The organism is Flagellimonas alvinocaridis, assembly GCF_004916895.1.
GTDB lineage: Bacteria > Bacteroidota > Bacteroidia > Flavobacteriales > Flavobacteriaceae > Flagellimonas > Flagellimonas alvinocaridis.
This window is the reverse complement of sequence record NZ_SNTZ01000003.1, coordinates 349,285-371,654: the sequence shown is the minus strand read 5'-3', so window position 1 is coordinate 371,654 and position 22,370 is coordinate 349,285. Positions and strand designations below refer to the sequence as shown.

The 22,370-nt window shown below is 42.9% G+C and carries 26 protein-coding genes; 10 read left to right on the top strand and 16 right to left on the bottom strand.

The features are described from left to right. Nucleotides 1–27: 27 nt before the first annotated feature. The 6 genes from porD to EZV76_RS09190 all read right to left on the bottom strand — a co-directional run bounded on the left by porD (nucleotide 28) and on the right by EZV76_RS09190 (nucleotide 4,836). Complete coding sequence (porD, locus tag EZV76_RS09215) at nucleotides 28–918, bottom strand: type IX secretion system protein PorD (protein WP_136566250.1); 891 nt, start codon at nucleotides 916–918, stop codon at nucleotides 28–30. Then, nucleotides 911–2,116, bottom strand: a complete 1,206-nt coding sequence (gene coaBC / locus EZV76_RS09210) for a bifunctional phosphopantothenoylcysteine decarboxylase/phosphopantothenate--cysteine ligase CoaBC (RefSeq protein ID WP_136566249.1) — start codon at nucleotides 2,114–2,116, stop codon at nucleotides 911–913. The genes porD and coaBC overlap by 8 nt, the downstream gene beginning before the upstream one ends. A gap of 3 nt (nucleotides 2,117–2,119) precedes the next feature. Then, nucleotides 2,120–2,446 carry a DNA-directed RNA polymerase subunit omega gene (locus EZV76_RS09205; RefSeq protein WP_136566248.1) on the bottom strand — a complete coding sequence of 109 codons (327 nt, stop codon included), beginning with the start codon at nucleotides 2,444–2,446 and terminating at the stop codon, nucleotides 2,120–2,122. 23 nt (nucleotides 2,447–2,469) lie between these two features. Continuing rightward, nucleotides 2,470–3,306 carry an outer membrane protein assembly factor BamD gene (locus EZV76_RS09200; RefSeq protein ID WP_136566247.1) on the bottom strand — a complete coding sequence of 279 codons (837 nt, stop codon included), beginning with the start codon at nucleotides 3,304–3,306 and terminating at the stop codon, nucleotides 2,470–2,472. A 106-nt stretch (nucleotides 3,307–3,412) separates the two neighbouring features. Beyond that, a complete protein-coding gene (gene dapA / locus EZV76_RS09195; RefSeq protein ID WP_136566246.1) occupies nucleotides 3,413–4,303 on the bottom strand; it encodes a 4-hydroxy-tetrahydrodipicolinate synthase in 891 nt (296 codons plus the stop codon). Further along, nucleotides 4,303–4,836, bottom strand: a complete 534-nt coding sequence (locus EZV76_RS09190; RefSeq protein ID WP_136566245.1) for a DUF6913 domain-containing protein — start codon at nucleotides 4,834–4,836, stop codon at nucleotides 4,303–4,305. The genes dapA and EZV76_RS09190 overlap by 1 nt, the downstream gene beginning before the upstream one ends. 103 nt (nucleotides 4,837–4,939) lie before the next feature. On the opposite strand from EZV76_RS09190, the gene EZV76_RS09185 reads away from it, so the two are divergent. From EZV76_RS09185 to EZV76_RS09175, 3 genes are all read left to right on the top strand, one after another. After that, nucleotides 4,940–5,665 carry a 5'-nucleotidase C-terminal domain-containing protein gene (locus EZV76_RS09185; protein WP_201741846.1) on the top strand — a complete coding sequence of 242 codons (726 nt, stop codon included), beginning with the start codon at nucleotides 4,940–4,942 and terminating at the stop codon, nucleotides 5,663–5,665. Beyond that, nucleotides 5,666–6,577 carry a metallophosphatase gene (locus tag EZV76_RS09180; RefSeq protein WP_136566244.1) on the top strand — a complete coding sequence of 304 codons (912 nt, stop codon included), beginning with the start codon at nucleotides 5,666–5,668 and terminating at the stop codon, nucleotides 6,575–6,577. Nucleotides 6,578–6,827: 250 nt separating this feature from the next. Continuing rightward, nucleotides 6,828–8,297 carry a T9SS type A sorting domain-containing protein gene (locus EZV76_RS09175; RefSeq protein WP_136566243.1) on the top strand — a complete coding sequence of 490 codons (1,470 nt, stop codon included), beginning with the start codon at nucleotides 6,828–6,830 and terminating at the stop codon, nucleotides 8,295–8,297. 57 nt (nucleotides 8,298–8,354) lie between these two features. Here the strand turns inward: EZV76_RS09175 and EZV76_RS09170 are convergent, their stop codons facing one another. From EZV76_RS09170 to EZV76_RS09155, 5 genes are read right to left on the bottom strand one after another with little or no spacing between them, the layout of a single operon-like run. Next, a complete protein-coding gene (locus tag EZV76_RS09170; protein ID WP_136566242.1) occupies nucleotides 8,355–8,651 on the bottom strand; it encodes a hypothetical protein in 297 nt (98 codons plus the stop codon). Then, entirely contained in the window at nucleotides 8,648–10,651 is a 2,004-nt protein-coding gene (gene ligA, locus EZV76_RS09165) for an NAD-dependent DNA ligase LigA (protein ID WP_136566241.1), read from the bottom strand. Before ligA ends, EZV76_RS09170 begins: the two co-directional genes overlap by 4 nt. A gap of 3 nt (nucleotides 10,652–10,654) precedes the next feature. Beyond that, nucleotides 10,655–11,236, bottom strand: coding sequence for an LOG family protein (locus EZV76_RS17200; protein WP_201741845.1), 582 nt, complete (start codon nucleotides 11,234–11,236; stop codon nucleotides 10,655–10,657). Beyond that, nucleotides 11,233–12,111 carry a peptide chain release factor N(5)-glutamine methyltransferase gene (gene prmC / locus EZV76_RS17195; RefSeq protein WP_201741844.1) on the bottom strand — a complete coding sequence of 293 codons (879 nt, stop codon included), beginning with the start codon at nucleotides 12,109–12,111 and terminating at the stop codon, nucleotides 11,233–11,235. Before prmC ends, EZV76_RS17200 begins: the two co-directional genes overlap by 4 nt. Next, nucleotides 12,111–12,596: a GNAT family N-acetyltransferase gene (locus EZV76_RS09155; protein ID WP_136566240.1), complete on the bottom strand. Its 486-nt coding sequence runs from the start codon at nucleotides 12,594–12,596 to the stop codon at nucleotides 12,111–12,113. The genes prmC and EZV76_RS09155 overlap by 1 nt, the downstream gene beginning before the upstream one ends. A gap of 29 nt (nucleotides 12,597–12,625) precedes the next feature. On the opposite strand from EZV76_RS09155, the gene ribD reads away from it, so the two are divergent. The 4 genes from ribD to EZV76_RS09135 are packed head-to-tail and all read left to right on the top strand — an operon-like array spanning nucleotide 12,626 to nucleotide 15,745. Beyond that, nucleotides 12,626–13,678, top strand: a complete 1,053-nt coding sequence (gene ribD, locus EZV76_RS09150; RefSeq protein WP_136566239.1) for a bifunctional diaminohydroxyphosphoribosylaminopyrimidine deaminase/5-amino-6-(5-phosphoribosylamino)uracil reductase RibD — start codon at nucleotides 12,626–12,628, stop codon at nucleotides 13,676–13,678. Beyond that, nucleotides 13,671–14,273, top strand: coding sequence for an HAD family hydrolase (locus EZV76_RS09145; RefSeq protein ID WP_136566238.1), 603 nt, complete (start codon nucleotides 13,671–13,673; stop codon nucleotides 14,271–14,273). Before ribD ends, EZV76_RS09145 begins: the two co-directional genes overlap by 8 nt. Then, nucleotides 14,274–15,137 (top strand): GRP family sugar transporter, encoded by an 864-nt coding sequence (locus tag EZV76_RS09140; protein ID WP_136566237.1) that lies wholly within the window; start codon nucleotides 14,274–14,276, stop codon nucleotides 15,135–15,137. Then, a complete protein-coding gene (locus tag EZV76_RS09135) occupies nucleotides 15,137–15,745 on the top strand; it encodes an IMPACT family protein (protein WP_136566236.1) in 609 nt (202 codons plus the stop codon). The genes EZV76_RS09140 and EZV76_RS09135 overlap by 1 nt, the downstream gene beginning before the upstream one ends. Nucleotides 15,746–15,901: 156 nt before the next feature. Here the strand turns inward: EZV76_RS09135 and EZV76_RS09130 are convergent, their stop codons facing one another. Beyond that, nucleotides 15,902–16,300, bottom strand: coding sequence for an acyl-CoA thioesterase (locus tag EZV76_RS09130; protein ID WP_136566235.1), 399 nt, complete (start codon nucleotides 16,298–16,300; stop codon nucleotides 15,902–15,904). Between the two features lie 203 nt (nucleotides 16,301–16,503). Between EZV76_RS09130 and dnaA the strand changes: the two genes are divergently transcribed. From dnaA to EZV76_RS09115, 3 genes are read left to right on the top strand one after another with little or no spacing between them, the layout of a single operon-like run. After that, nucleotides 16,504–17,928, top strand: coding sequence for a chromosomal replication initiator protein DnaA (dnaA, locus tag EZV76_RS09125; protein ID WP_136566234.1), 1,425 nt, complete (start codon nucleotides 16,504–16,506; stop codon nucleotides 17,926–17,928). A gap of 13 nt (nucleotides 17,929–17,941) precedes the next feature. Beyond that, nucleotides 17,942–18,394 (top strand): low molecular weight protein-tyrosine-phosphatase, encoded by a 453-nt coding sequence (locus EZV76_RS09120; protein WP_136566233.1) that lies wholly within the window; start codon nucleotides 17,942–17,944, stop codon nucleotides 18,392–18,394. Between the two features lie 4 nt (nucleotides 18,395–18,398). Beyond that, nucleotides 18,399–19,130: an SAM-dependent methyltransferase gene (locus tag EZV76_RS09115; RefSeq protein WP_136566232.1), complete on the top strand. Its 732-nt coding sequence runs from the start codon at nucleotides 18,399–18,401 to the stop codon at nucleotides 19,128–19,130. A gap of 51 nt (nucleotides 19,131–19,181) precedes the next feature. Here EZV76_RS09115 and EZV76_RS09110 read toward each other — a convergent pair whose 3' ends face one another. From EZV76_RS09110 to dapF, 4 genes are all read right to left on the bottom strand, one after another. Beyond that, on the bottom strand, nucleotides 19,182–19,826 hold the full coding sequence (locus EZV76_RS09110; protein ID WP_136566231.1) for a lysozyme family protein: 645 nt from the start codon (nucleotides 19,824–19,826) through the stop codon (nucleotides 19,182–19,184). A 158-nt stretch (nucleotides 19,827–19,984) separates the two neighbouring features. Then, complete coding sequence (gene mltG, locus EZV76_RS09105) at nucleotides 19,985–21,028, bottom strand: endolytic transglycosylase MltG (RefSeq protein WP_136566230.1); 1,044 nt, start codon at nucleotides 21,026–21,028, stop codon at nucleotides 19,985–19,987. Continuing rightward, nucleotides 21,018–21,551, bottom strand: a complete 534-nt coding sequence (locus EZV76_RS09100; RefSeq protein ID WP_136566229.1) for a GNAT family N-acetyltransferase — start codon at nucleotides 21,549–21,551, stop codon at nucleotides 21,018–21,020. Before EZV76_RS09100 ends, mltG begins: the two co-directional genes overlap by 11 nt. Beyond that, nucleotides 21,545–22,321, bottom strand: coding sequence for a diaminopimelate epimerase (gene dapF / locus EZV76_RS09095; RefSeq protein ID WP_136566228.1), 777 nt, complete (start codon nucleotides 22,319–22,321; stop codon nucleotides 21,545–21,547). The genes EZV76_RS09100 and dapF overlap by 7 nt, the downstream gene beginning before the upstream one ends. Nucleotides 22,322–22,370 lie beyond the last annotated feature (49 nt).

Below are 22,370 nucleotides of genomic sequence, written 5' to 3'. Positions count from 1 at the left end.
AAAGATAAATGTCTTTGGAGAACTTAGCTAGTAATTTATTTGGTTCCAGGTATTGGAATAAAATGGGGCCACTTTGTTCAGGGTTTCCTTGAGTTTTACAATATCCACCTTGGGGCCATCGGAAAAGATATTTTGGATTTCCTCAGATTTGGCATCAAAGAAAGTTTGAATCAAAAAAGCATTGGGACGTCTTTTGATAAGGGTCTCGAACAACCGAAGGCTTCCAGCAATGACCTGTTTCCCCGTACTATTATTATCGGCTAGAATATCCAAGCCTTTGCGGTGGTAATTATACATGGCGATGCGATATTCCCTAAAAGAATTGCTCAAAAGGTTGTCCACCAACTCAAAACGGGTACGCTCACCGGTTTCTTGGCTCCATCCACTATAGTTGGACCCCTGTGCTTGTGTCACAATATTTTGGGCCATTCTATAAAAATCATTGCCCCCTTCCAAAGAAAAGGTATCGGCATCCAAGCCCAAAACAAGGTATACATAATACGATATAACCCCTACCAGATTGGAGTCGAACAGATTGGGATTGTACACCAACGGCTGAAATTCTTGGTATTGGAAATTGAAAGCATCATCCTTGTAATTAAACACAGAACTCTCATAAGAAGTATTGTACACGGGGCGGGAAGACTGTATTTGGATATTGGCCTCAAAACGGTCCGATTCGTATTGTGTTACGGTAATGAACATTCGGGCATTGACCTTCTCGTTTTCACGATAGACCCTATTGGTCCATTTGGTATTGTTCACAAAATCGTTCAGTGAACGTTCCAATGTCTTAAATATCTGTTGATTGGTTTGCCCTACTTGATCAGAATTTACGGTGACCTGACAATTGAGTTCCTGCGCGTGAACCGCAAATGAAACTATTAAAAATAGGCTGAACAATAGAATGTTACGCATGGATTCGTGCAATGATTTCTTCCCAAATATCCGAGGCCACTTCGGGCTTCGTCTTCAATCCAAACGTTTTTATCTGCAAATTCTTATCAATGAAGGTGATTTTGTTGGTGGCGCTTCCAAAACCTGCGCCATCATCCTTAAGTGAATTGAGCACTATGCCATCCAAGTTTTTACGCTGTAGCTTGCCTTTGGCATTTTCCAGTTCGTTCTGGGTTTCCAACGCAAATCCAACCAAAAACTGATGGGCCTTGCTTTCTCCCAATGACAAAAGGATGTCAGGGTTACGTTCAAGTGCTATGGTAAGACCACCATCTTCTTTTTTGATTTTTTCCTTGGCTACTTGCTTGGGGCGATAATCGGCTACGGCTGCAGCACATATGGCAATATCCGTAGTTGGGTAATGGGCATGGCACTCATTGTACATTTCTTGGGCCGATGTAACCCTTACCAATTTAATGGAGGTATGTTGTATGGACAATCCCGTGGGTCCGGATACCAAAATGACTTCTGCCCCCAAATCTGCCGCCTTTTTGGCGAGTTCAAAACCCATAGTGCCCGAAGAACGATTGCCTAAAAATCGGACAGGGTCTATGGCTTCATGGGTTGGACCTGCTGTAATAAGTACTTTTTTGCCTTTCAAGGGTAATCCTTCAACCAAATGGTCCTGAAGAAATTGAACAATGTTTTCAGGTTCTGCCATGCGACCCTCACCATGCAATCCGCTGGCCAATTCGCCAGATTCGGCTGGGATTAGATTATTACCGAATGACGTTAATTTTTCTATGGAAGCTTTGGTAGTGGGGTGCTGATACATGTCCAAATCCATGGCCGGAGCAAAATAGATGGGACATTTTGCAGATAGATAGGTGGCCATAAGAAGGTTATCGCATACCCCGTTTGCCATTTTGGAAAGGGTATTGGCCGTTGCAGGTGCTATGAGCATAATGTCTGCCCATAGACCGAGTTCCACATGGTTGTTCCATGAAATGCTACCGTCCTCCTCGTTGATGAAATCGGTTAGCACGGGATTCTTGGAAAGTGTGCTTAAGGTTAACGGGGAAACAAAAGAGCCGGCACTCTGGGTCATCACTATTTTGACCTGGGCACCAGCTTTTATCAATAACCTGACTAGAAATGTAGTCTTATAGGCGGCAATTCCCCCGGTAATACCTAAAAGGATGTTCTTACCGCCCAACATATTCTAGGCGTCTTTCTCTGTGTTCCTGTAGTAGATTTTATCTTCCAACCACTCCAATACAGCCAAGGCATGGGGCTTTGGCAATTTTTCGTAGAACTTGGAGACCTCAATTTGCTCCTTGTTCTCGAAAACCTCTTCCAAACTATCGCTATAGGTAGCAAACTCTTCCAGCTTTTCCAACAATTCCTTTTTTATTTCAGAATTGATTTGGATGGCACGTTTGGAAGCGATGGAAATGGCTTCATAGATGTTCTGCGTCTTTTGATCGAACTCGTTTCTGTTCAATGTAACTGTAGAGACCGGAGCTTTTGTATTTTTCAAATCTTGCATATGCAACTGTTTTAAAAAACTTGTTATTTGGAATCGGAAATGGTGTTAAATGCACTCAATTCCTTTTGGATTCTATCGGACAAATCGTCCGCTTTCTTTTTAAACTGTGTTTCGGGGTAATAACGTAATAGGTTATTGTAGGAGTCCAGAGCTTCCTGCAATCGCTCTTTCTTCTTGCTGTCAACACTGTTCATGGCCAAAGTGGTTGTGGCCTCTATACGGTAGTACAATGCTTCTTCCCTATATATTGAGCCTGGATTGTCCGATACAAAATTGTCTAATGCAGTAATGGCAGATACCAAAATAGTATAATCCCATCCACCCAATTTATTGAATTGTTTGGCAATCTCTATTTGCTTTTTCTCTTTCTTGGAGGTCAACTCCTTTGCCATGGTATTGGCCTCATCAAAATATTCCGATTCTGGATATGTGTTGATGAAGGTCTGCAATTTTGCCAAGGCCTTGTCTGTGTCTGTTTGGTCCAAAGAATAGGATGGTGAAAGCATATAGTAGCTTTTGGCCCCTAAAAAACCAGCCTCTTGAATCTTGTCGCTCTGTGGATAAGATTTAAGGAAGCGTTCAAACTGATATCCTGCCAAATAATAATCCTCATTTTTGAAATAGCAATTGGCAAAGAAGAACATTACCCGCTCCCCTTGGGGTCTGCCCACATACTTTGGAGCTATCTGTTCAAACAACCGAATGGCTCTTTTGTAGTCGCCTTCTTCATAGAGTTTTTCGGCCATATCATATTTAGCCTTTACTTCCTCATTTTTAAGCACCTTTTGGTACTCACTGCAGGAAGCAAGAAAAACCATGGCAAACAATACAGGGAGAATGTACCTCATTTTCAAAAACATTTTGCAAAATTAGTGATAATGAACGGATTTAAAAAAAGAATTTAAAATCCAAAAGTAATGGGTACAACTACCATTCCCCAAGGTTTTGGGCAACTTTTAACGAAATTTAGGCATGAGCCGTATCCATTGCCTTCAAAAAAGCGCCAATTCTATTCTTGAGGGAGGGTGTGGCCTCTACCAAAGGTAGGCGTACAGTGGACTTACATAGGCCAAGACTTTCGAAAACACTTTTTATGCCTGCTGGGTTGCCTTCTTCAAAAATAAGTTGCATCAATGGCAACAACTTATGGTGGATTTGATAAGCTTCATCAACATTTTCCTCCAATCCTAAGTTCATCATCTTTGAAAAATGACCAGGCAGTCCCTGTCCCAATACGGAAATGACCCCAGAACCTCCCGCCAAAACGGTGGGCAATGCGGTGAAATCGTCTCCTGAAATCACCATAAATCCTTCGGGCTTTTCCTTGATGATTTTATCGATTTGAACCATATCCCCGCTAGCTTCTTTAATGGCAACAATATTAGGGACATCGTGGGCCAATCTTAGGGTTGTCTCTGCAAGCATGTTACTACCAGTCCTAGAAGGGACATTATACAAAATGATTGGTTTTGGGGAAGCTTTTGCAATAAACTTGAAATGTTGATAGATGCCTTCTTGCGTTGGTTTGTTGTAATAAGGTGAAACGGAAAGTATTGCATCAAAGTCCGATAGGTCCAAAGTGTTTAATTCTTCGGCCACGGCAGCCGTGTTGTTTCCTCCAACACCCAATACCAAAGGCAATCTTCCAGCATTGGTGCGCACAACCACATCCATGGCCAAAAGTTTATCGGCTTTAGACAACGTGGCAGACTCTCCCGTGGTACCCATGACCACCAAGTAATCCACTCCACCTTGAATGTTATGTTCCACAATCCTTTCCAAGGCGTTAACATCTACCGAAAAATCCTCTGTAAAAGGGGTTACCAAAGCAACTCCCGTTCCTACCAATTGTTCCATTACAGTTCTTTTAAAACCTTCAAGTATTTCTTTAATTCACTTTTAAACAACTCAAAGTCTTTCAGTGGCGTACTCAAGATCAAATCATTGACCTTTAAGTCTTGGGTGCCCAACCCTACTTTTAGGCGGGCCTTGGCCCTAACCGATAAAAGTTTCATCAAAAGATTGTCCTCTTCGTAATAGCTAATGAGCATATCATATTCCCTGCCCAAAAACTCAAGCACATATCCATTTTCTATTTGTCCTTTCCACCCAAGGTCTCTATCCGAGAACATCTGAATGGCATAAGGTGAACTTTTATCGTACTCTCTCTTATAACCAATGATTTTTATGGCATTGGGTTTAAGGGAAAAATCACCAATCAACTCATAAAATGCCTCTGCTTTCTGAAAATTATCGGTATCAACAATACAACCTATACTGGTGATCCCCTTCTCTCTGTTCACAGGCACGGGAGGCTTTTCCATTTCCTCCTTCAAATATTTGAGCCCTGATTTAACTTTAAATTTATCTTGGAGACCCCTTATAAACATAATTTTATGCATTTTTACAAAGGTAAATATTCTACCAAGATTACTTGACAAAGATACAGACGTGAGCGTTTTAAAATTAAAACAATTTGTTATATTTATAACAATGGGTTTTTTGTTTTCCTGTAAACAGGAGACTCAACAACTATCCTCAATCCAAGGACAACAGATTCCCATTGATGCTTCCCTCCATGAAGTAGATTCCATTGTTTCCTTTGTTGAACCATACAGGACCCGCATAAACCAAGTGCTGGACAGTGCCCTGGCTTACGCTCCAAAACCTTTTCTATTGGATGATGGCAAGCGCAATACTTCCATGGGAAATTTAATGGCTGATATTGTTTTGGAGGAAGCCACTCCTATTTTTAAATCCAGAACGGGAAACGACCTTGACTTTGTTGTACTCAATTACGGAGGTGTCCGATCTATAATTTCCGAAGGAAGCGTAAGTGCCCGAAATGCATATGAGGTCATGCCTTTTGAAAATCGCATTGCCATTGTAGAAATGAGCGGTTCTGCGGTTCGGGAACTCATCACTTTTTTGGTCAACGCCACCCGAAGACATCCCATTGCGGGTATGCAAATTGTCTTGGATAAAAAAGGTGGTTTGGAATCTGTGGACATTCAAGGAAAACCCTTTGACGAAACCCGAACCTATTTTGTGGGGACTTCGGATTACCTGGTGCAGGGTGGACCCAGCATTGGATTTTTTAAGGACACTATTTCCACTTCTGATATTGATTACCTTTTGCGAAATGCAATCATTGATCATTTCAAGAAGGTAGATACACTCAATGCTATTGTTGATGATCGATTTATTCAATTGGATTAAATGAAACGAAGGGATTTTTTAATAAACACAGCGGCTGTGACAACTTTGGCAGGCATTGGCGGTATAAGCCTCAATTCCTGCTCCAATTTTGGAAGTAAGCAGATCACCATATTGCACACCAATGATGTACATAGTCATATTGACCCTTTCCCAAACTCGCACTCCCAATATCCAAATTTGGGTGGGGTGGCCCGTAGAGCAGCTTTAGTGGAGCAAATTAGAAATGAGAATCCAAATACACTGCTTTTTGACGCAGGCGACATTTTCCAAGGTACCCCCTACTTCAACTTTTATGGCGGAGAACTGGAATTCAAACTGATGAGTAAACTAAAGTACGATGCCGCCACAATCGGCAACCATGATTTTGACAATGGCGTGGACGGTTTGTTGGCTCAAATGCCCTATGCTTCGTTTGAAATGCTCTCGGCCAACTATGATTTTTCCAACACGGTACTGGACGGCTATGTAAAGCCCTTCAAAACCTATGTGGTGGATGAAATTAAAATCGGTGTATATGGACTCGGTATTGCTTTGGATGGACTTGTGACCAAACGTCTGTACAAAGAAACCCAATATTTAAATCCGTTTGAAATCGCCCTGGATATAGAACGTCAACTAAAGGAAGAGGAACGATGTGACCTGATCATTTGCTTGTCCCACTTGGGATACGATTATGAAAATCCTCAACGCCCTTCTGATACGCAGCTGGCGCAACGCACCTATCACACCAATTTGATTATTGGGGGGCACACCCATACTTTTTTGGAAAAGCCCCATGTCCGCACCAACCAAAATGGCGACTCCGTTTTGGTGAATCAAGTAGGATGCTATGGGCTGAATGTGGGTCGAATCGATTTTTATTTTGATGCCGCCAAAAAAACTACAACACAAGGAGTAAGCATTTCCGTTTAGGGTTCCAATGTCTAATTGGCAATAAACAATGATCAATAGATCATGTTCAATGAACAATACCGTCCTCATGCAATTGAGACTTGGGCTTGGACTTCAATTTACAAGGCCATGACCCGGATGAAAACGACTATTTATCCGATGAACTGCTTCTTTTCAATTTAATAAGCACTTTTAACCGAAAAAGTGAAACAAAGGTTTTGTTTTTTGTTAAATTTTTAACATTTTAGAGGGTTCACACAAACCATTTTATATGAAAGAAAAGATTTTTACCCCACACCCCAAACATCTACCTCCATCCCTACTCTTTAGCTTTCTTCTGATCTCATCTATTTCATGGGCCCAAAGCCAACAGTCCCTCCCAGGACCTATTAGTGAGTTGACCATGAACAGCAATGGCGAAATTGCCTGTGAAATCCATGCGGCAGATGCTGTAGCTGCAGCCCATCACAGTATTGGCAAAGCACGCTCAGGACTCACAGTGAATGGAAACCAAAAATCTGCTTCAAACACTAAAAAAGCAGCAACCGGAGCTACCATTTTTGTTGATTACTACAATTTTGATCCCTCACTACCCATTGAAGATTTTATAATTGCAGCCACAGCATTTCAATCTGCAGTGGATGCATGGGCCAGTCTATTGTCTTCTGATGTGCCAATTTATGTTGCCGCTGTTTTTCAACCTTTGGATGAAGGTGTTTTAGGCTCCGCTGGACCCACCAGTGTTTTTGCCAATGCCCCCGGATTGGAAAGAAATACCTGGTATGGCGATGCCTTGGCCGACAAGCTTTCAGGGGAGGATTTAAATCCTACTAGTTATGACATCGTGGCCAATTTCAGTACGGTTTTCCCAAACTGGTATTACGGCACCGATGGAAATACCCCTGCAGGCATGTACGACTTTAAGTCTGTAGTATTACACGAACTTGGACATGGTTTAGGCTTCTTCGGCTCCCTATTTGTTGACAATGAAACGGGTATCGGAGATTATGGATTTGGCATTCCCAATCCCGTTTTCCCTGCCATTTATGATCGATTGGCCCATTCAGCTGATGGGAAGTCTATTTTGAAGGAAAACAAATACGGTAATTTTACCACAGCGTTGGGGGATGTGCTCCTTTCTGGCCCTCTGACTGCCAAAGGACCCCGAATCAAAGGAACTACCCAAGGTAAAGGTGCCCAAGTGTTCACCATATTGGATTCTGATATTTTAGGCGGTGAAATTCCAGGTCTTACCGATATTTGGTTGCCCGGCTCAAGCTATTCGCATTTGGATTATTTCACCTACGCCGGTGGACCCAACGGACTCATGGTTCCATTTTTGTCCACAGGAGCCTCTTTTGATAATCCCGGTCCCATTGTTCTTTCCATTTTTGATGACATGGGTTGGAACGGTAAGGTGAATCGTGAAGTTATGGAAAACCCCAATGCTCAGGATGATGAAGGTGATGACCCTTTAGCCGGAGCTGACAATGTAGTTGCCGTGTATCCCAATCCTTTCTCAAGCAACATAAATGTTAGTTTACTAGAAGGAAGATCTATCAAAAAAGCAATTCTTACCGATGGAGGCGGATACAAATACAATGTTCCCAAAGGGAAAATCAGCGGAGGACAGCAGATCACCCTGGATTTATCCAACGTAAAAGGCCCCTCCGGACTTTACTTTCTTCAATTGACTTATGATGACAATTCTAGTGAAGTTGTAAAATTGTTCAAACAATAATCACAAAGTGATACTTGTCAAAGTAATATGGAAATGCCGGCTAAATGCCGGCATTTTTCATTGAAGATTGGTCTCCACCAAAAGTTTAAGTTCTTCCTCCAAACCATAGTTGGGAAAAGACTTACCTGCTTGACTGTACCAGTATTTAGCATTCCAGTCATCTCCTTCCTTTCTATGCAGGTACGCATGGATCCAACTGCCCATAGGGGTATGTAGGTCCTGGGCAATATCATGTGAAGCCTCCCAGTCGCCACGGGCATCATACCACAAAGCCTGAAGGGGTAAGGGCCATGCCGATGAAGGTTTGGCTTCTTCCAAAGTTTTTTGAAATGATGGGAAGTTTTCAGGGATCATACACTCACTTTTTCCATAAACTCCTGTTCCGAAATGATGGGCACGCCCAAACTCTCCGCCTTGGTTTTCTTGCTGGGGCCCATATTGTCGCCCGCCACTACAAAACTGGTCTTGGATGAAATGGATGAGGCCACCTTGCCCCCATTGTCCTCAATGAGTTTCTTGAGGTCGTCCCGACTGATGCTTTCAAAAACGCCGGACACTACAAAAGTTTGCCCCTTCAATTTGTCGGTTTGATTTTCCAATTGTTCTTCAGATAGTGAGAACTGTAATCCATAAGATTTCAAACGGTCTACAAGTTCCACATTGGAGGAATCTGCAAAAAAACGAATCACACTTTCAGCAATCCGCTCCCCTATCTCATCTACAGCGATCAATTCCTCTTGGGTGGCCACCATCAACGCATCGATGTTTTTATAGGCCTTGGTCAATTTTTTGGCAACGGTCTCCCCAACATATCTAATTCCCAAAGCAAACAAAACCCTTTCAAAAGGGATACTTTTTGATGCCGCCACACCATTGACCAAATTTTCAGCAGATTTTTCCGCCATTCGTTCCAAAGGCATCACCTGTTCCTTGGTCAGGGTATATAAGTCGGCGTAATTGGCAATCAGTCCTTCCTTGAACAACAATTCCACCGTTTCGCTGCCCATGCCTTCAATATCCATAGCCTTTCTGGATATAAAATGTTGTATTCGACCTGTAATCTGGGGAGGACAACCAGTGTCATTGGGACAGAAGTGCTGGGCCTCCCCTTCTTTCCGAATGAGTTCCGTGCCACATTCTGGGCAATGGGTAATATATTCTGTAGGTTTTGAGTCGGTAGAACGCTTCGTAAAATCCACCGCAATAATCTTGGGGATGATTTCCCCTCCTTTTTCCACAAAAACGGTGTCCCCTTCGCGCACATCCAGCTTGGCAATCTGGTCCGCATTGTGCAGGGAAGCCCGTTTTACCGTTGTACCAGCCAACAATACAGGTTCCAGATTGGCCACTGGGGTAATGGCTCCGGTGCGCCCTACTTGGTAGGTGATTTCATTGAGTACGGTGGATACCTGTTCCGCCTTGAATTTGTAGGCCATGGCCCACCGGGGGGATTTTGCCGTATACCCCAATTCTTCTTGATGCTGGATGCTGTTCACCTTTATCACCACCCCATCGGTTTCGTAGGGCAGGCTGTGACGATGGGTGTCCCAATAATCCACAAACTCCATTACCTCTTGAGTGGACTTGCACAACTTGGCCACGGTGGGCACCTTAAACCCCCATTGCCTTGCTTTTTCCAATACTTCAAATTGGGTCTTGATGCCCAAATTATTTCCAGTAATGCTATACAACAGACACTCTAAAGGACGTTGGGCCACCAAAGCACTGTCTTGTAGTTTAAGACTGCCAGAAGCCGTGTTCCTTGGATTCATGTATGGGTCTTCCCCCGCTTCGATACGTTCTTGGTTCATCTTGGCGAAACCTTCGAGAGTGAGAATGATCTCGCCGCGGATGTCAAATTTTTGAGGGTAGTCCCCTTTTAATTGTAAAGGAACCGATTTGATGGTCTTGATGTTGGTGGTTACCTCATCACCTTGAAAACCATCTCCCCGGGTCACCGCCCGCACCAATTGTCCATCCTCATAGGTGAGGCTTATAGAAGCGCCATCATATTTGAGCTCACAGGTGAATTCAACCTGCACATCGCCCAAAATACGTTGGATGCGCTTTTCCCAATCCTCCAGATCTTCCTTGGAATACGAATTGTCCAACGAATACATTCGATGCTCATGCACTACCGTCTCAAAGTTCTTGGTCACCGCTCCCCCAACCCGCAATGATGGTGATGTTGGGTCATGGAATTCGGGATGTTGTTCTTCCAGTTTTTGGAGTTCCTTGAGTTTCATATCAAACTCAAAATCCGAAATGGAAGGTTGGTCCAACACGTAATATTTGTAATTATGCTCCCGGAGTTCTTCCCGAAGGGATGTTATTTTTTGTTCGATGCTGCTCATCTGCTATATCTGATCTTTTTTAATCCATTTTGGGGTTGCCATTGGTTGGTACGATCTCATTTGGCCCAGAAGTCCTTCTGAAGATGTATCCACCAAAAGCATATCCCTATTTTCTTGTTTCAATAGTCCTGCGACCACCATGCCATCCAGAAATTCCAACAGTTTGTCATAATATCCATTGATATTTAAAATCCCGATAGGCTTGGTGTGCAGGCCCAATTGTCCCCAGGTTACCATCTCGAACAATTCTTCAAGGGTACCAAATCCACCGGGCAGGGCAATAGTGCCTTCGGAAAGTTCGTGCATTTTCATTTTCCGTTCCTGCATGCTGTCCACCACAATCAATTCGGTAATCCTATCATGGAAAATTTCCTTGGAACGTAGGAAATCGGGAATCACCCCAATAACCTGTCCATGATGGTCCAATGCCCCGTTGGCCACCTGTCCCATCAGGCCTACTTTGGCACCACCATACACCAGGGTGATATTTTCATGGGCCAATAATGTACCCAATGCATACGACTCACGGACAATGGCCGTATCATTACCGTTACTGCTACCGCAAAAAACTGAAATACTTTTCATGGATTGGGATTCGCCTTGATCATCCTATCATTACCAAAGATGTCTTTTCGGAGTTCAATTTCCGAAAAATTATGGGCTTTCAAAAGGGACTGGCTCTCTGCTCCCAAATATTGATTGATTTCCAAGTACAAACCTCCATTTTTGCTCAGGTTTCTATTGGCAAAATGGGCAATGGCCCTATAAAACAGCAAAGGGTCTTCATCCGAAACAAAAAGTGCCAAATGCGGTTCGTGGTCGACTACGTTTTTCTTTATCTCCTTTTTTTCCAACTCTCTGACATAAGGTGGATTGGAAACGATGACATCAAAATCAAGTTCAAGATCAAGTCCAGGGTCAAGAATGCTCTGTTTAAAAAAGGTAACGTCCACGGAATTGGCTTCGGCATTCTTGCGAGCTACCTCTAAGGCTTTTTCGGAAATATCCAAAGCGTAGACCTTTGCAGTGGGGATGTATTTGGCCAAGGATATGGCAATACAACCGCTTCCTGTTCCGATATCGAGGATTCTTATTTCTGATATCCGATGTTCGCTTTCTGATTTCTGATTTTCCACATCATCCATAATCCATTGCACCAATTCTTCGGTTTCGGGTCGGGGAATGAGAACATCTTCATTGACGGCAAACTCCATGTCCATGAAATGGGTCGTGCCCAAAATATACTGCAGGGGTCGTTCTTGCTTCAGTTGTGTCAAAGCTTCAAACAGGGGCTGTTCTTCTTCCTTGGTCACCGTAGTCTTGGGTCGAACAACCAGAACAAAGCGCTCCAATCCCAGATAATGTTCTATACATCGGTAGAAGAATGCATCCACTTCCTCTTTGGGATAAATACCATCCAATTCCTTATGAAAAATGGTCTTGATTTCTTGGAGCAGCATTACAGTTTTTTTAGCATCCAGACCGGGCAAGAATAGTGTCCTGTATTGCCCATAGGGGCATCAATATACTCGAAACCGCTGCGTTGGTAAAGTTTTTGGGCCGATTTCATATAAGGCATGGTTTCCAAATAGCATGCCTCAAAACCATACATCTTGGCCTTATCCAGGCATACGTTGATCATCTGCACGCCTAGTCCCTTCCCCCTAGCCTCTTCCAAAAAGTACATTTTTTGAAGTTCGCACACATTTCCATCGTAGTTCTCCAAAAGCGCAATTCCTGCACAACCAATGATGTGGCCATCATACTCCACAACAAAGTAGGTAGCCCTGGGCACATCATAGGCGGCATACATATCATCCAAAGCCTTATCGGCATACGCAGTACCCACTTTGGGCACCCCCAAATCCTCCAAAACCTTGCGAACTACTTGGGCAACCTGAGCGTTATCTTCCGGAGTAATCTCACGGATTACCGCATCCTTCATATTGTGTTTTATTGTTCTATTTTTGTTGGGTGAAGATACACCAAAAATACATCCTCAGATGCATTGAACTGGGCAAAAAAGGACTGGGCAGCACAGCACCGAACCCTATGGTAGGTTGTGTGATTGTGCATAAAGGAAAGATTATTGGTGAGGGATATACCAGTCCTTATGGCGGACCCCATGCCGAGGTGAATGCCATTCATTCCGTAAAGGATAAAAGCCTGCTTCCCAAAGCTGAGCTGTATGTTCTCTTGGAGCCCTGCTCCCATTATGGAAAAACACCTCCCTGTGCCGATTTGATCGTTGAGCATAAAATCCCGGAAGTAATCATAGGGATTGAAGACCCCCATGACAAGGTGGCCGGAAAAGGCATCCAAAAACTGAGTGAAGCCGGGTGCAAGGTCACCGTTGGGGTTTTGGAGGAAGAATGTCGCAGTCATCTTAAGCGCTTTTTGACCTTTCAAGAGAAAAAGCGTCCCTATATTATATTGAAGTGGGCAGAAACCCAAGATGGTTTTATAGCCCCAGATCCAAAATTAAGGAAGAGCACCCCGGAACCGTTTTGGATCACCAACCCCTATTCCAAACAAATGGTGCACCAATGGCGATGCCAAGAGCAGGCCATTTTGGTGGGGACCCAAACCGTATTGATGGACAATCCAAAGCTAACCACCCGTGATTGGAACGGAAAAAACCCGGTGAGGGTGGTTTTGGACAGGGATTTGAGAATTGGCACCACTTTTCACGTTTTGGACAAAACTGTAAAGACCCTAGTCCTGACCCAAGTCAAAGATGCATCCTGCTATTCCGAAGGTATTGTTTATGAAATCATTGACTTTTCAAAGGCGATTGCCTCCCAAATATGCCATGTGCTGTATCAACATTCAATAACCAGCATCATCATTGAAGGTGGTTCGCGTACCCTTCAAACCTTTATCAAAGAAAACTTGTGGGACGAGGCACGGGTCTTTACAGGAACATCCATTTTTGAAAGTGGACTTCCTGCGCCAAAACTCCATGGACATCTTGTAAGCGAGCAATCTATTTTAACCGATACCTTATCCGTTTTTACCAATGATTAAAAATATTATACTCGATTTTGGGGATGTTTTCATCAATCTGGACAAGCCAGCGATAGCCCGGGAGATGATCAAGTTTGGTTTTTCGGGCATTACTCCGGAATTGAGCTTGCTCTTCTTGGCTTATGAAAAAGGAGCTTTGGATTCCCAGAAATTCCTTGAACAAGTCTCAGGGTATTTCCCAGAGGCCAAAGAACCCGATTTGATCTATGCATGGAATTCCATTTTAAAGGATTTTCCCGATAAGCGACTTACCTTTCTGGAACAATTGGCCAAAGAAAACCAACACCGCCTTTTCCTGTTGAGTAACACCAATGACCTACATATTGAATATATAAAACAGCAAATGGGAATGGAAAAGTTCAATCGGTTCAAGGATGTCTTTGAGGTGTTCTACCTGTCCTATGAAATGGGAATGAGCAAACCTGATGCGGAGATATTTGAATTCGTATTAGAGCAAAACGACTTAACCCCATCCGAAACCTTGTTTGTGGACGACACCAAAGAGAACACAGATGCGGCGGCCGAGCTCGGCATTCACACTTGGAACCTTTTGGTAGGCCAAGAAGACATCACCCAACTTAAACGTTATCTGTAAATGATGGACCTGGCCTTGAGCATTCTGAGTTCCACCCTAATATTTGTGGTCTTTAAACTATTTGATGTTTACAAAATCCAAACCCTGTATGCCATCATTGTCAACTATGTGGTGGCCTGCATTGTTGGACTCTTCGTTTATGAAGGTCCCGTGAAAATGGGTGACGCTGTTGAATCTTCATGGTTTTTGGGCCCAATTTTTCTGGGAGTACTTTTCATCACCATTTTTAATCTGATGGCCAAAACCGCGCAGGTTGCAGGGGTATCTGTGGCTTCTGTGGCCACCAAAATGTCACTGGTCATTCCTGTACTGTTTGGGGTACTGTTCTATCAAGAGCATCTGTCCGCATGGCAGATCATTGGAATATTGCTGGCCCTGGTGGCCGTTTATCTGGCTTCATTAAAGGAGCAGCACATTACCATCCATAAAAAGGACCTGATATTGCCCACCTTGGTTTTCTTGGGTTCTGGGGTTATCGACACCAGCATTAAATATTTTGAAGAGCAACATCTCACTTCCCAAGAAATCCCTCTCTTCTCTTCCATGGTATTCGGGTGCGCCGCCTTAACAGGATTTATTTTTATTGGCTTCAAGGCCTTTAAAAACCCATTGCGCATCAACCTAAAAAATGTGTTGGGTGGGATAGCATTGGGCGTTCCCAATTACTTTTCCATTTTCTTTTTGATTCGAGCCCTGCGCTCCGATATGCTGGAAAGTGCCGCACTGTTTACGCTGAACAATGTGGCCATCGTCATGTTTTCGACCCTTGTGGGGATACTGATGTTCAAGGAAAGGCTTAGCATGAAGAATTGGAGCGGTGTGGTTTTGGCCGTATTGAGCATAATCCTTGTAGCTTTGTTTTAATGCAGGAAGATACCTTTAAAACCATAGCGCAGCCCACAACAGAGCTTCTATTCAAAGACCGGAAAAGTAAATTTTTTGCCCAAGCTTTCCCCATTTCTTCCGAAGATGAGGTAAAACCCATTGTAGAAGAACTTCGCAAAAAACACCATACTGCCAACCACGTTTGTTACGCATGGCAATTAGGGGAAAAGGAACATACCTATCGCGCCAATGATGATGGTGAGCCCAACAATTCTGCCGGAATGCCCATTTACGGCCAAATACAGTCTTTTGGAGTGACCAATGTATTGATAACGGTGACACGTATTTTTGGAGGAACCAAGTTGGGCGTAGGTGGCCTGATCCAAGCTTACCGTGCTGCCGCACAAATGGCACTGGAAGATGCCAAAATCATTAAAAAAATACTAACGGCCCAATTTCAATTGCATTTTGATTACCCCGAAATGGACAAGGTGATGCGAGGCATTAAACAACGAAATCTGGAAATTGTTTCCCAAAAAATGGAGATAGATTGCAGACTGGTCATTTCAGTTCGGGAAAGCGAGGCAGAACAGACTCTATTGTTTTTTGAAGAGATGCAGCATGTTCGTGTTAAGAAAATGGAATGAAGAACCATGACCAAGCTCAAACCTAAGTTCAAACTCAAGTTCAAGTGCAAGTCCTGACTCAAGTTCAGGTTAATTTGCGGTACTTTTTTACAGAAGCTACAAGAAAACGTGCTTAACCCTATACCTATATAAGGTGACTTTGCTTTAACGGAAATATTATCTTTCCAGCTTTTCCAAAATGTATTCCGGACATTTCATGGGGCGGTTGGTCTTTTTATCCATAAACGCCAAGACGGTATGGGCCGTGGCCAAAAGTTCCCTGTCCTCATTATAAATTTTATAGTCGAACTCAATTTTTACCAGAGGCGTTTTTGTCAGGGAAGTCTCCACCGTGATCAAATCATCGTAAAGCGCAGATTTTTTGTAGTCTATCTGCAAAGAAATTACGGGTAGCATAACACCGTTCTCTTCCATGCTTCGGTAAGTAACCCCAAGGTCCCTTAGCCATTCCACCCTACCCATTTCCAAGTATTGGGCATAGTTGCCATGGTAAACCACACCCATTTGGTCAGTTTCTCCATAACGTACCCGAAAAGAATGCGAATTTAACCCCATATTTTAAATGAAAAATTATATATTAGAGACTTGGTTAACATTAGGGTAACATGCGAAAAAAAAACAAATTATTCAATGTGCATTTCATTTTTTTTTTAAAAGATTTGTTCACATATTTGTCGCATCCATTGGGCATCTAAATACCCCTAGATGTTACATCTAAAAGTGTTATTACTAACCAACAAAAAACGAGGAAAAACTTCATGAGTGTTACTGCTAATTCCGTATGGAACAACTGTTTGGCTTTTATCGAAGATAATATCCAACCGCAGGCATTCAAAACTTGGTTTGAACCCATCAAACCTATTAAGCTCACCGAAAAAGCACTTAGCATACAGGTTCCCAGCAAGTTTTTTTACGAGTGGCTGGAAGAGCATTATGTTAAGCTTTTAAAAGTGGCTTTAACTCGTGAATTGGGCAGTAACGCAAAATTGATCTACATTATTAAAATGGAGAACAAGTACGGGAACAAAGAACCGTTCACCGAACAGATTCCAAGTTCCAACCGTACCGCTGTTGCACCCCAGGAATTGGACGTGCCCATTACCTCCAAAAGTCCCGAGCTGAAAAACCCATTTGTTATTCCCGGGATACGGAACATAAAAATAGAATCCCAATTAAATCCCAACTACAATTTTGACAATTTCTTGGAGGGGGATTCCAACCGTTTGGCTAGATCTGCCGGAATGGCCGTGGCCAATAAACCGGGTGGAACCTCTTTTAACCCTCTTTTGGTCTTTGGTGGGGTTGGTTTGGGAAAAACCCACTTGGCGCATGCCATCGGGGTGGAAATAAAAGACAAGTATCCTGAAAAAACGGTACTCTATATATCTGCGGAGAAGTTCACCCAACAATATATTGAATCGGTAAAAAAGAACACCCGTAACGATTTTATCCATTTTTATCAATTGATTGACATCCTCATTATTGATGATGTACAGTTTCTCTCAGGTAAATCTGGAACACAAGACGTGTTCTTCCATATTTTTAACCACTTGCACCAAAACGGAAAGCAGGTTATCCTAACTTCGGATAAGGCACCTGTTGATATGCAAGATATTGAACAGCGATTGCTATCCCGTTTCAAATGGGGACTTTCTGCCGAATTGCAAAGTCCTGATTACGAAACCCGTGTTTCAATTTTAAAGAACAAACTGTATCGTGACGGTGTTGAAATGCCCGATGAAATCATTGATCATGTGGCTAAGAACATCAAGACCAATATTCGCGAGTTGGAAGGCGCCATTATTTCGCTGATAGCACAATCCTCATTCAACAAGCGTGAAGTGACCTTGGAACTGGCCCAGCAGGTTGTGGAGAAGTTCGTAAAGAATACCAAGCGCGAGGTTTCCATAGATTACATCCAAAAAGTGGTGTCCGATTATTTTGAAATGGATGTGGCCACGCTTCAATCCAAAACCAGAAAACGGCATATTGTACAAGCTAGACAATTGGCCATGTTCTTTGCCAAAAAGTTCACCAAGGCCTCTTTGGCCAGTATCGGTTCACAAATTGGAAAAAGAGATCATGCCACTGTATTGCATGCCTGTAAAACCGTGGATAATCTTGCTGAAACCGATAAACAGTTCCGAAAGTATATCGAAGACTTGAACAAAAAGTTCTCTTAACCTCAATTACATAATGAAAACCAAGGTGTTGATGGTCTGTCTGGGCAATATTTGCAGATCACCATTGGCCGAAGGCATTTTAAAATCCAAGGTAGATTCTGACAAGGTGTTTGTCGATTCCGCCGGAACTGCCGGTTACCATATAGGCAATGCTCCTGACTCTAGATCAGTTGCAGTGGCAAAGAAATATGGATTGGACATTGGCTCCCAAAAGTGCAGGCAATTTTCACAGATGGATTTCAAAGAGTTTGATTGGATCTATGTGATGGACCGAAGCAACCTTTCAAGTGTAATCAACCTGACCAAAACTACAGAAGAAATGAGCAAGGTAAAATTGCTTTTGGATGAGGTCAATTTAGGTATTAAAGAGGTGCCCGACCCCTATTATGGAGGGGAAAGCGGTTTTGAAGATGTATATCAAATGATCGACATAGCTTGTGAAGCTATAGCAAAAAAACTAAATTAAACCTATGGAACAAGAGGTTAAACCGGGGTTGGTCATGGGCAAGGTGTATTTAATCCCCACAACACTTGGGGACAATGCTCCACTCGAAGTACTGCCCATTTCCATTAAGCGAACCATTGAAAACATAGATCACTATATTGTTGAGAATGAGAAAACCGCTCGGCATTTCATCAAAAAGGTGAGCCCGGGCAAATCGCAACCCAATTTACACATAGAGTCCCTGAACAAGTATACCGATCCCACTGTTATCCCATCCTATTTAGATCCCTGCATTCATGGTTTTAATATTGGGCTATTGTCTGAAGCAGGCTGTCCAGGTATTGCAGACCCTGGTGCCGATGTGGTACGGATAGCCCACGAAAGAAGAATCCAGGTCGTTCCTTTAGTAGGGCCGTCCTCCATTTTAATGGCCATGATGTCCAGCGGAATGAATGGGCAGAATTTCGCCTTCAATGGGTACCTTCCCATAGACAACAACGAGCGAAAGAGCATGATAAAAAATCTAGAACGTCTGTCAAGGGAAAAAGGTCAATCACAGATTTTTATGGAAACCCCTTATCGCAACAACAAGTTGGTCAAGGAATTGGTGAGGACCCTGCACAAGAATACGCGTTTGTGTATTGCCTGTGACATTACGCTTCCCTCGGAGTTCATCCAGACCAAAAGTGCACATGAGTGGGGCGAACAAGAAGTAGATTTAGACAAACGCCCAACCATATATATTATTCAGGCATAAAAAAACCCCAGAACAACAATTCCGGGGTTGATTGTATTTTATCTTACCGTATTAAATCTTTGGATTTTTTTTCTGCGGAATGATGGAAACATCGTACCCTGCAAACTTCCTTATATAGTAAGAGATACTACTTCCAAAGGCATCAGCCACATCATCCTGACCATATGACCGAAGGTATTTCTTCACATTTCCAGCTCCAGCTAAGTGGGCCGCTGCCAAAATACCTGACTCGGTAATCTTGATTCCCCCAATTCTTTTTCCGTTAAAGCGTTTGATATCCCTACGCAATATCCATTTATTACGGGCGATGTTAATATCAAAAACTTTTTCTTGAAGCACCGGGTCATTTAAGAAACCGTCCATATCGTAGACGCCCATCAAATTTAGGGTGCTTCCCCCAAACTGATATTTACCCAAATACCCTAAAGTGTTCACTACATGATATTTTCCTTGGGATTCCTTGAATGCAAGGGCATCCTTAAAGCCGTTATAGGCTTTTCCCAAAAAAGGAGGGGTCATCACATCAATTTCAGAATCCGCAATGGAATCCAACTGAACTGATTGCTCTAAGCTGGCCGTAACCTGAAGCGAATCCGGTATCTCGTGATTCACTTTTTTCATAACGGTATACGTACCAAAACTTGTTAAAATTACAATCATGGCAAGATGTAATATAAAACCTATCCATCTTTTCATAACGTTGCTATTTAAGTCTCCAACACCAAAAGCGTTGAAATTAAATTTGGCCGGCAAATATAGGGGGAGACTTTTTTTTAACAGTAGTAAAGCTCCTAAGATTTTCTTAAAAGAGGCTTAAAATACGTTAAAGCGCTGAAAATTAACGACGAACCGTGTTACCTGAGTACTTTTTGCTCATTTAACCACTGGGTATACTGCACCTTATTTCGGTTGTGTTGCGCTAAAGTTTTGGCGAACATGTGATATCCAAAATTGGAAACATCGGCCACAAAATAAAGATATTCGTGTTTTTCTGGATTGAGAACCGCTTCTATGGATGAAATATCGGGCATGGTAATGGGACCCGGTGGAACCCCGGCATATTTGTAGGTATTGTATGGGGAATCCATCTCCAAATCACGGTAGAGCACCCTTTTAATTATGGTGTCATAATTCCCCGTTTCCTTTTTAATGGCAAAAATCACCGTGGGATCGGCCTGTAACAAGATTCCTTTTCGGATTCGGTTTAGATAGACCCCCGCCACCCTACGGCGTTCATCCACTTTGGCTGTTTCTTTTTGCACCACTGCGGCCAAGGCAATCACCTGTTCCGGGGTAAGGTTCTGTTCTTTGGCCTTTTCTAGGCGCTCTTCGTTCCAAAATGATTGATATTCCTTCAGCATCCTGTCACGAAAACCTTCTGCCTTGGTGTTCCAAAAGAATTCATAGGTATTAGGAAGGTACATGCCCAACTTACTGTCTTCATCAAAATTGGTTTCGCGAAGGAAATCCGCATCATTGAACGCATGCAAAAGCGATATGCTATCCGCCTCCAACTGTTCCGATATACGGCCCGCCAAAGATTCCAAAGATTCCTGGTTGTTGAAGGACACCCGAACCGGAATGTTGGCACTGCGCAAGGTATTGATGATTTCGTTGTTGTTCATCCCCTTTTTAAGGGCATATTTTCCAGCTTTTATGTTGGCGACATACCCTTTTCTTTTGGCAACGGCCTCAAAAGTGGACAAGTCCTTCAATAAAGGCTCCAGACTCGTTTTTACATCCGTGAAGGTGTCGTCTGAAGCGATATATACAAAGGCTTCATTATTATTGAACTGTGTATTTGGGCTAAAAATGGCATTATAAATTTGATAAACAACAAAGCCGCATACCAAAAGTCCGAGCAAGGCCACTGTCCAAAGTATCTTTTTAAGGTACATCCTTTCTTATCTTTTGAAACATTATCTCATTTTTGAATCCCGTATTGGTCCGAATCCATTCCTTTTTCACTCCTATTCTTTCAAACCCCAACTTTTCAAACAAATGGATACTGCTGGTATTTTCCTCCAGAATATTGGCATACAATTGATGAAGGTCTAAAACAGAAAAGGTGTAATCACACAACAATTCAAGAGCTTCTGCCCCCAAGCCTTTATTCCGATTTTCAGGGTTGGCAATTACAATACCTATTCCCGCCCTTCGGTTCTTAGGGTCAAAATCAAATACATCAATCAAACCAATGCATTTGTCTTCCAAATTGCAGATGCACAACCGCAACTGTTTTACTTCATAGATATCTCTGTGGGCATTTTCCAAATACAGCCGAAGCACTTTTTTTGAATAGGGTTTTATGGTACCACTGATTTCCCAAATGGAAGTATCGTTCTCTAACTGATATAGAAAATCCAAATCTGTTGGCTCCAAAGCTCTTAAGTATATTTGCTCTCCTTGTAAGCTTAACATACTATCTCACCTTTATATACTTGTACGGCTGGCCCCTGCAAAAAGACGTTCGTATAGATATCGTCTTGTCGCTCAAAGCTTATGGTAAGCTTGCCCCCTGGGGTTTGCACCTTTACGACCTTGGATGCGGTTTTCCCAGATTGGTGCATGGCAATAGCCACGGCAGTGACTCCTGTTCCACAAGAGAGCGTTTCGTTTTCAACACCTCTCTCGTAGGTTCTCACCTGAAAGGCATCATTCCCTGATTGCTCCACAAAGTTGATATTACTCCCGGATTCCCCATAGATTCCGTATCGGAGCTTAGCTCCTTCCTTTGAGACATTAAAATGCTCCAGATTTTGCACGAGTTGAACATGGTGTGGAGAACCTGTATCCAAGAAACTATAGTTGGGCTTTTCGCGAACCTCATCAACATCTACCATCTTTAGCTTCACCATGTCTCCATCTATGGTAGCATGGTGTAACCCATCCACAGCATTGAAAGTGGTCTCATTGCCAATTACACCTAAAAAATGGGCGAACGCCACCAAACATCTACCTCCATTCCCACACATGCTGCCCTCGGCCCCATCTGCATTGAAATACACCATCTTAAAATCCGAATTTGCATCATTCTCCAAAAGAATAAGTCCATCCGCACCTATCCCAAACCGTCGGTCGCACAAGTGCGCCACAAGCTTGGAGTCGTTTTTGGGAAATAGCTCCTGACGATTGTCGATGATCACAAAATCGTTTCCCGTTCCTTGGTATTTATAAAACTGTAACCTCATAATTCCCTACAAAGGAACAAATATAGGGCATTCTTTAAGAGTTTTTTTG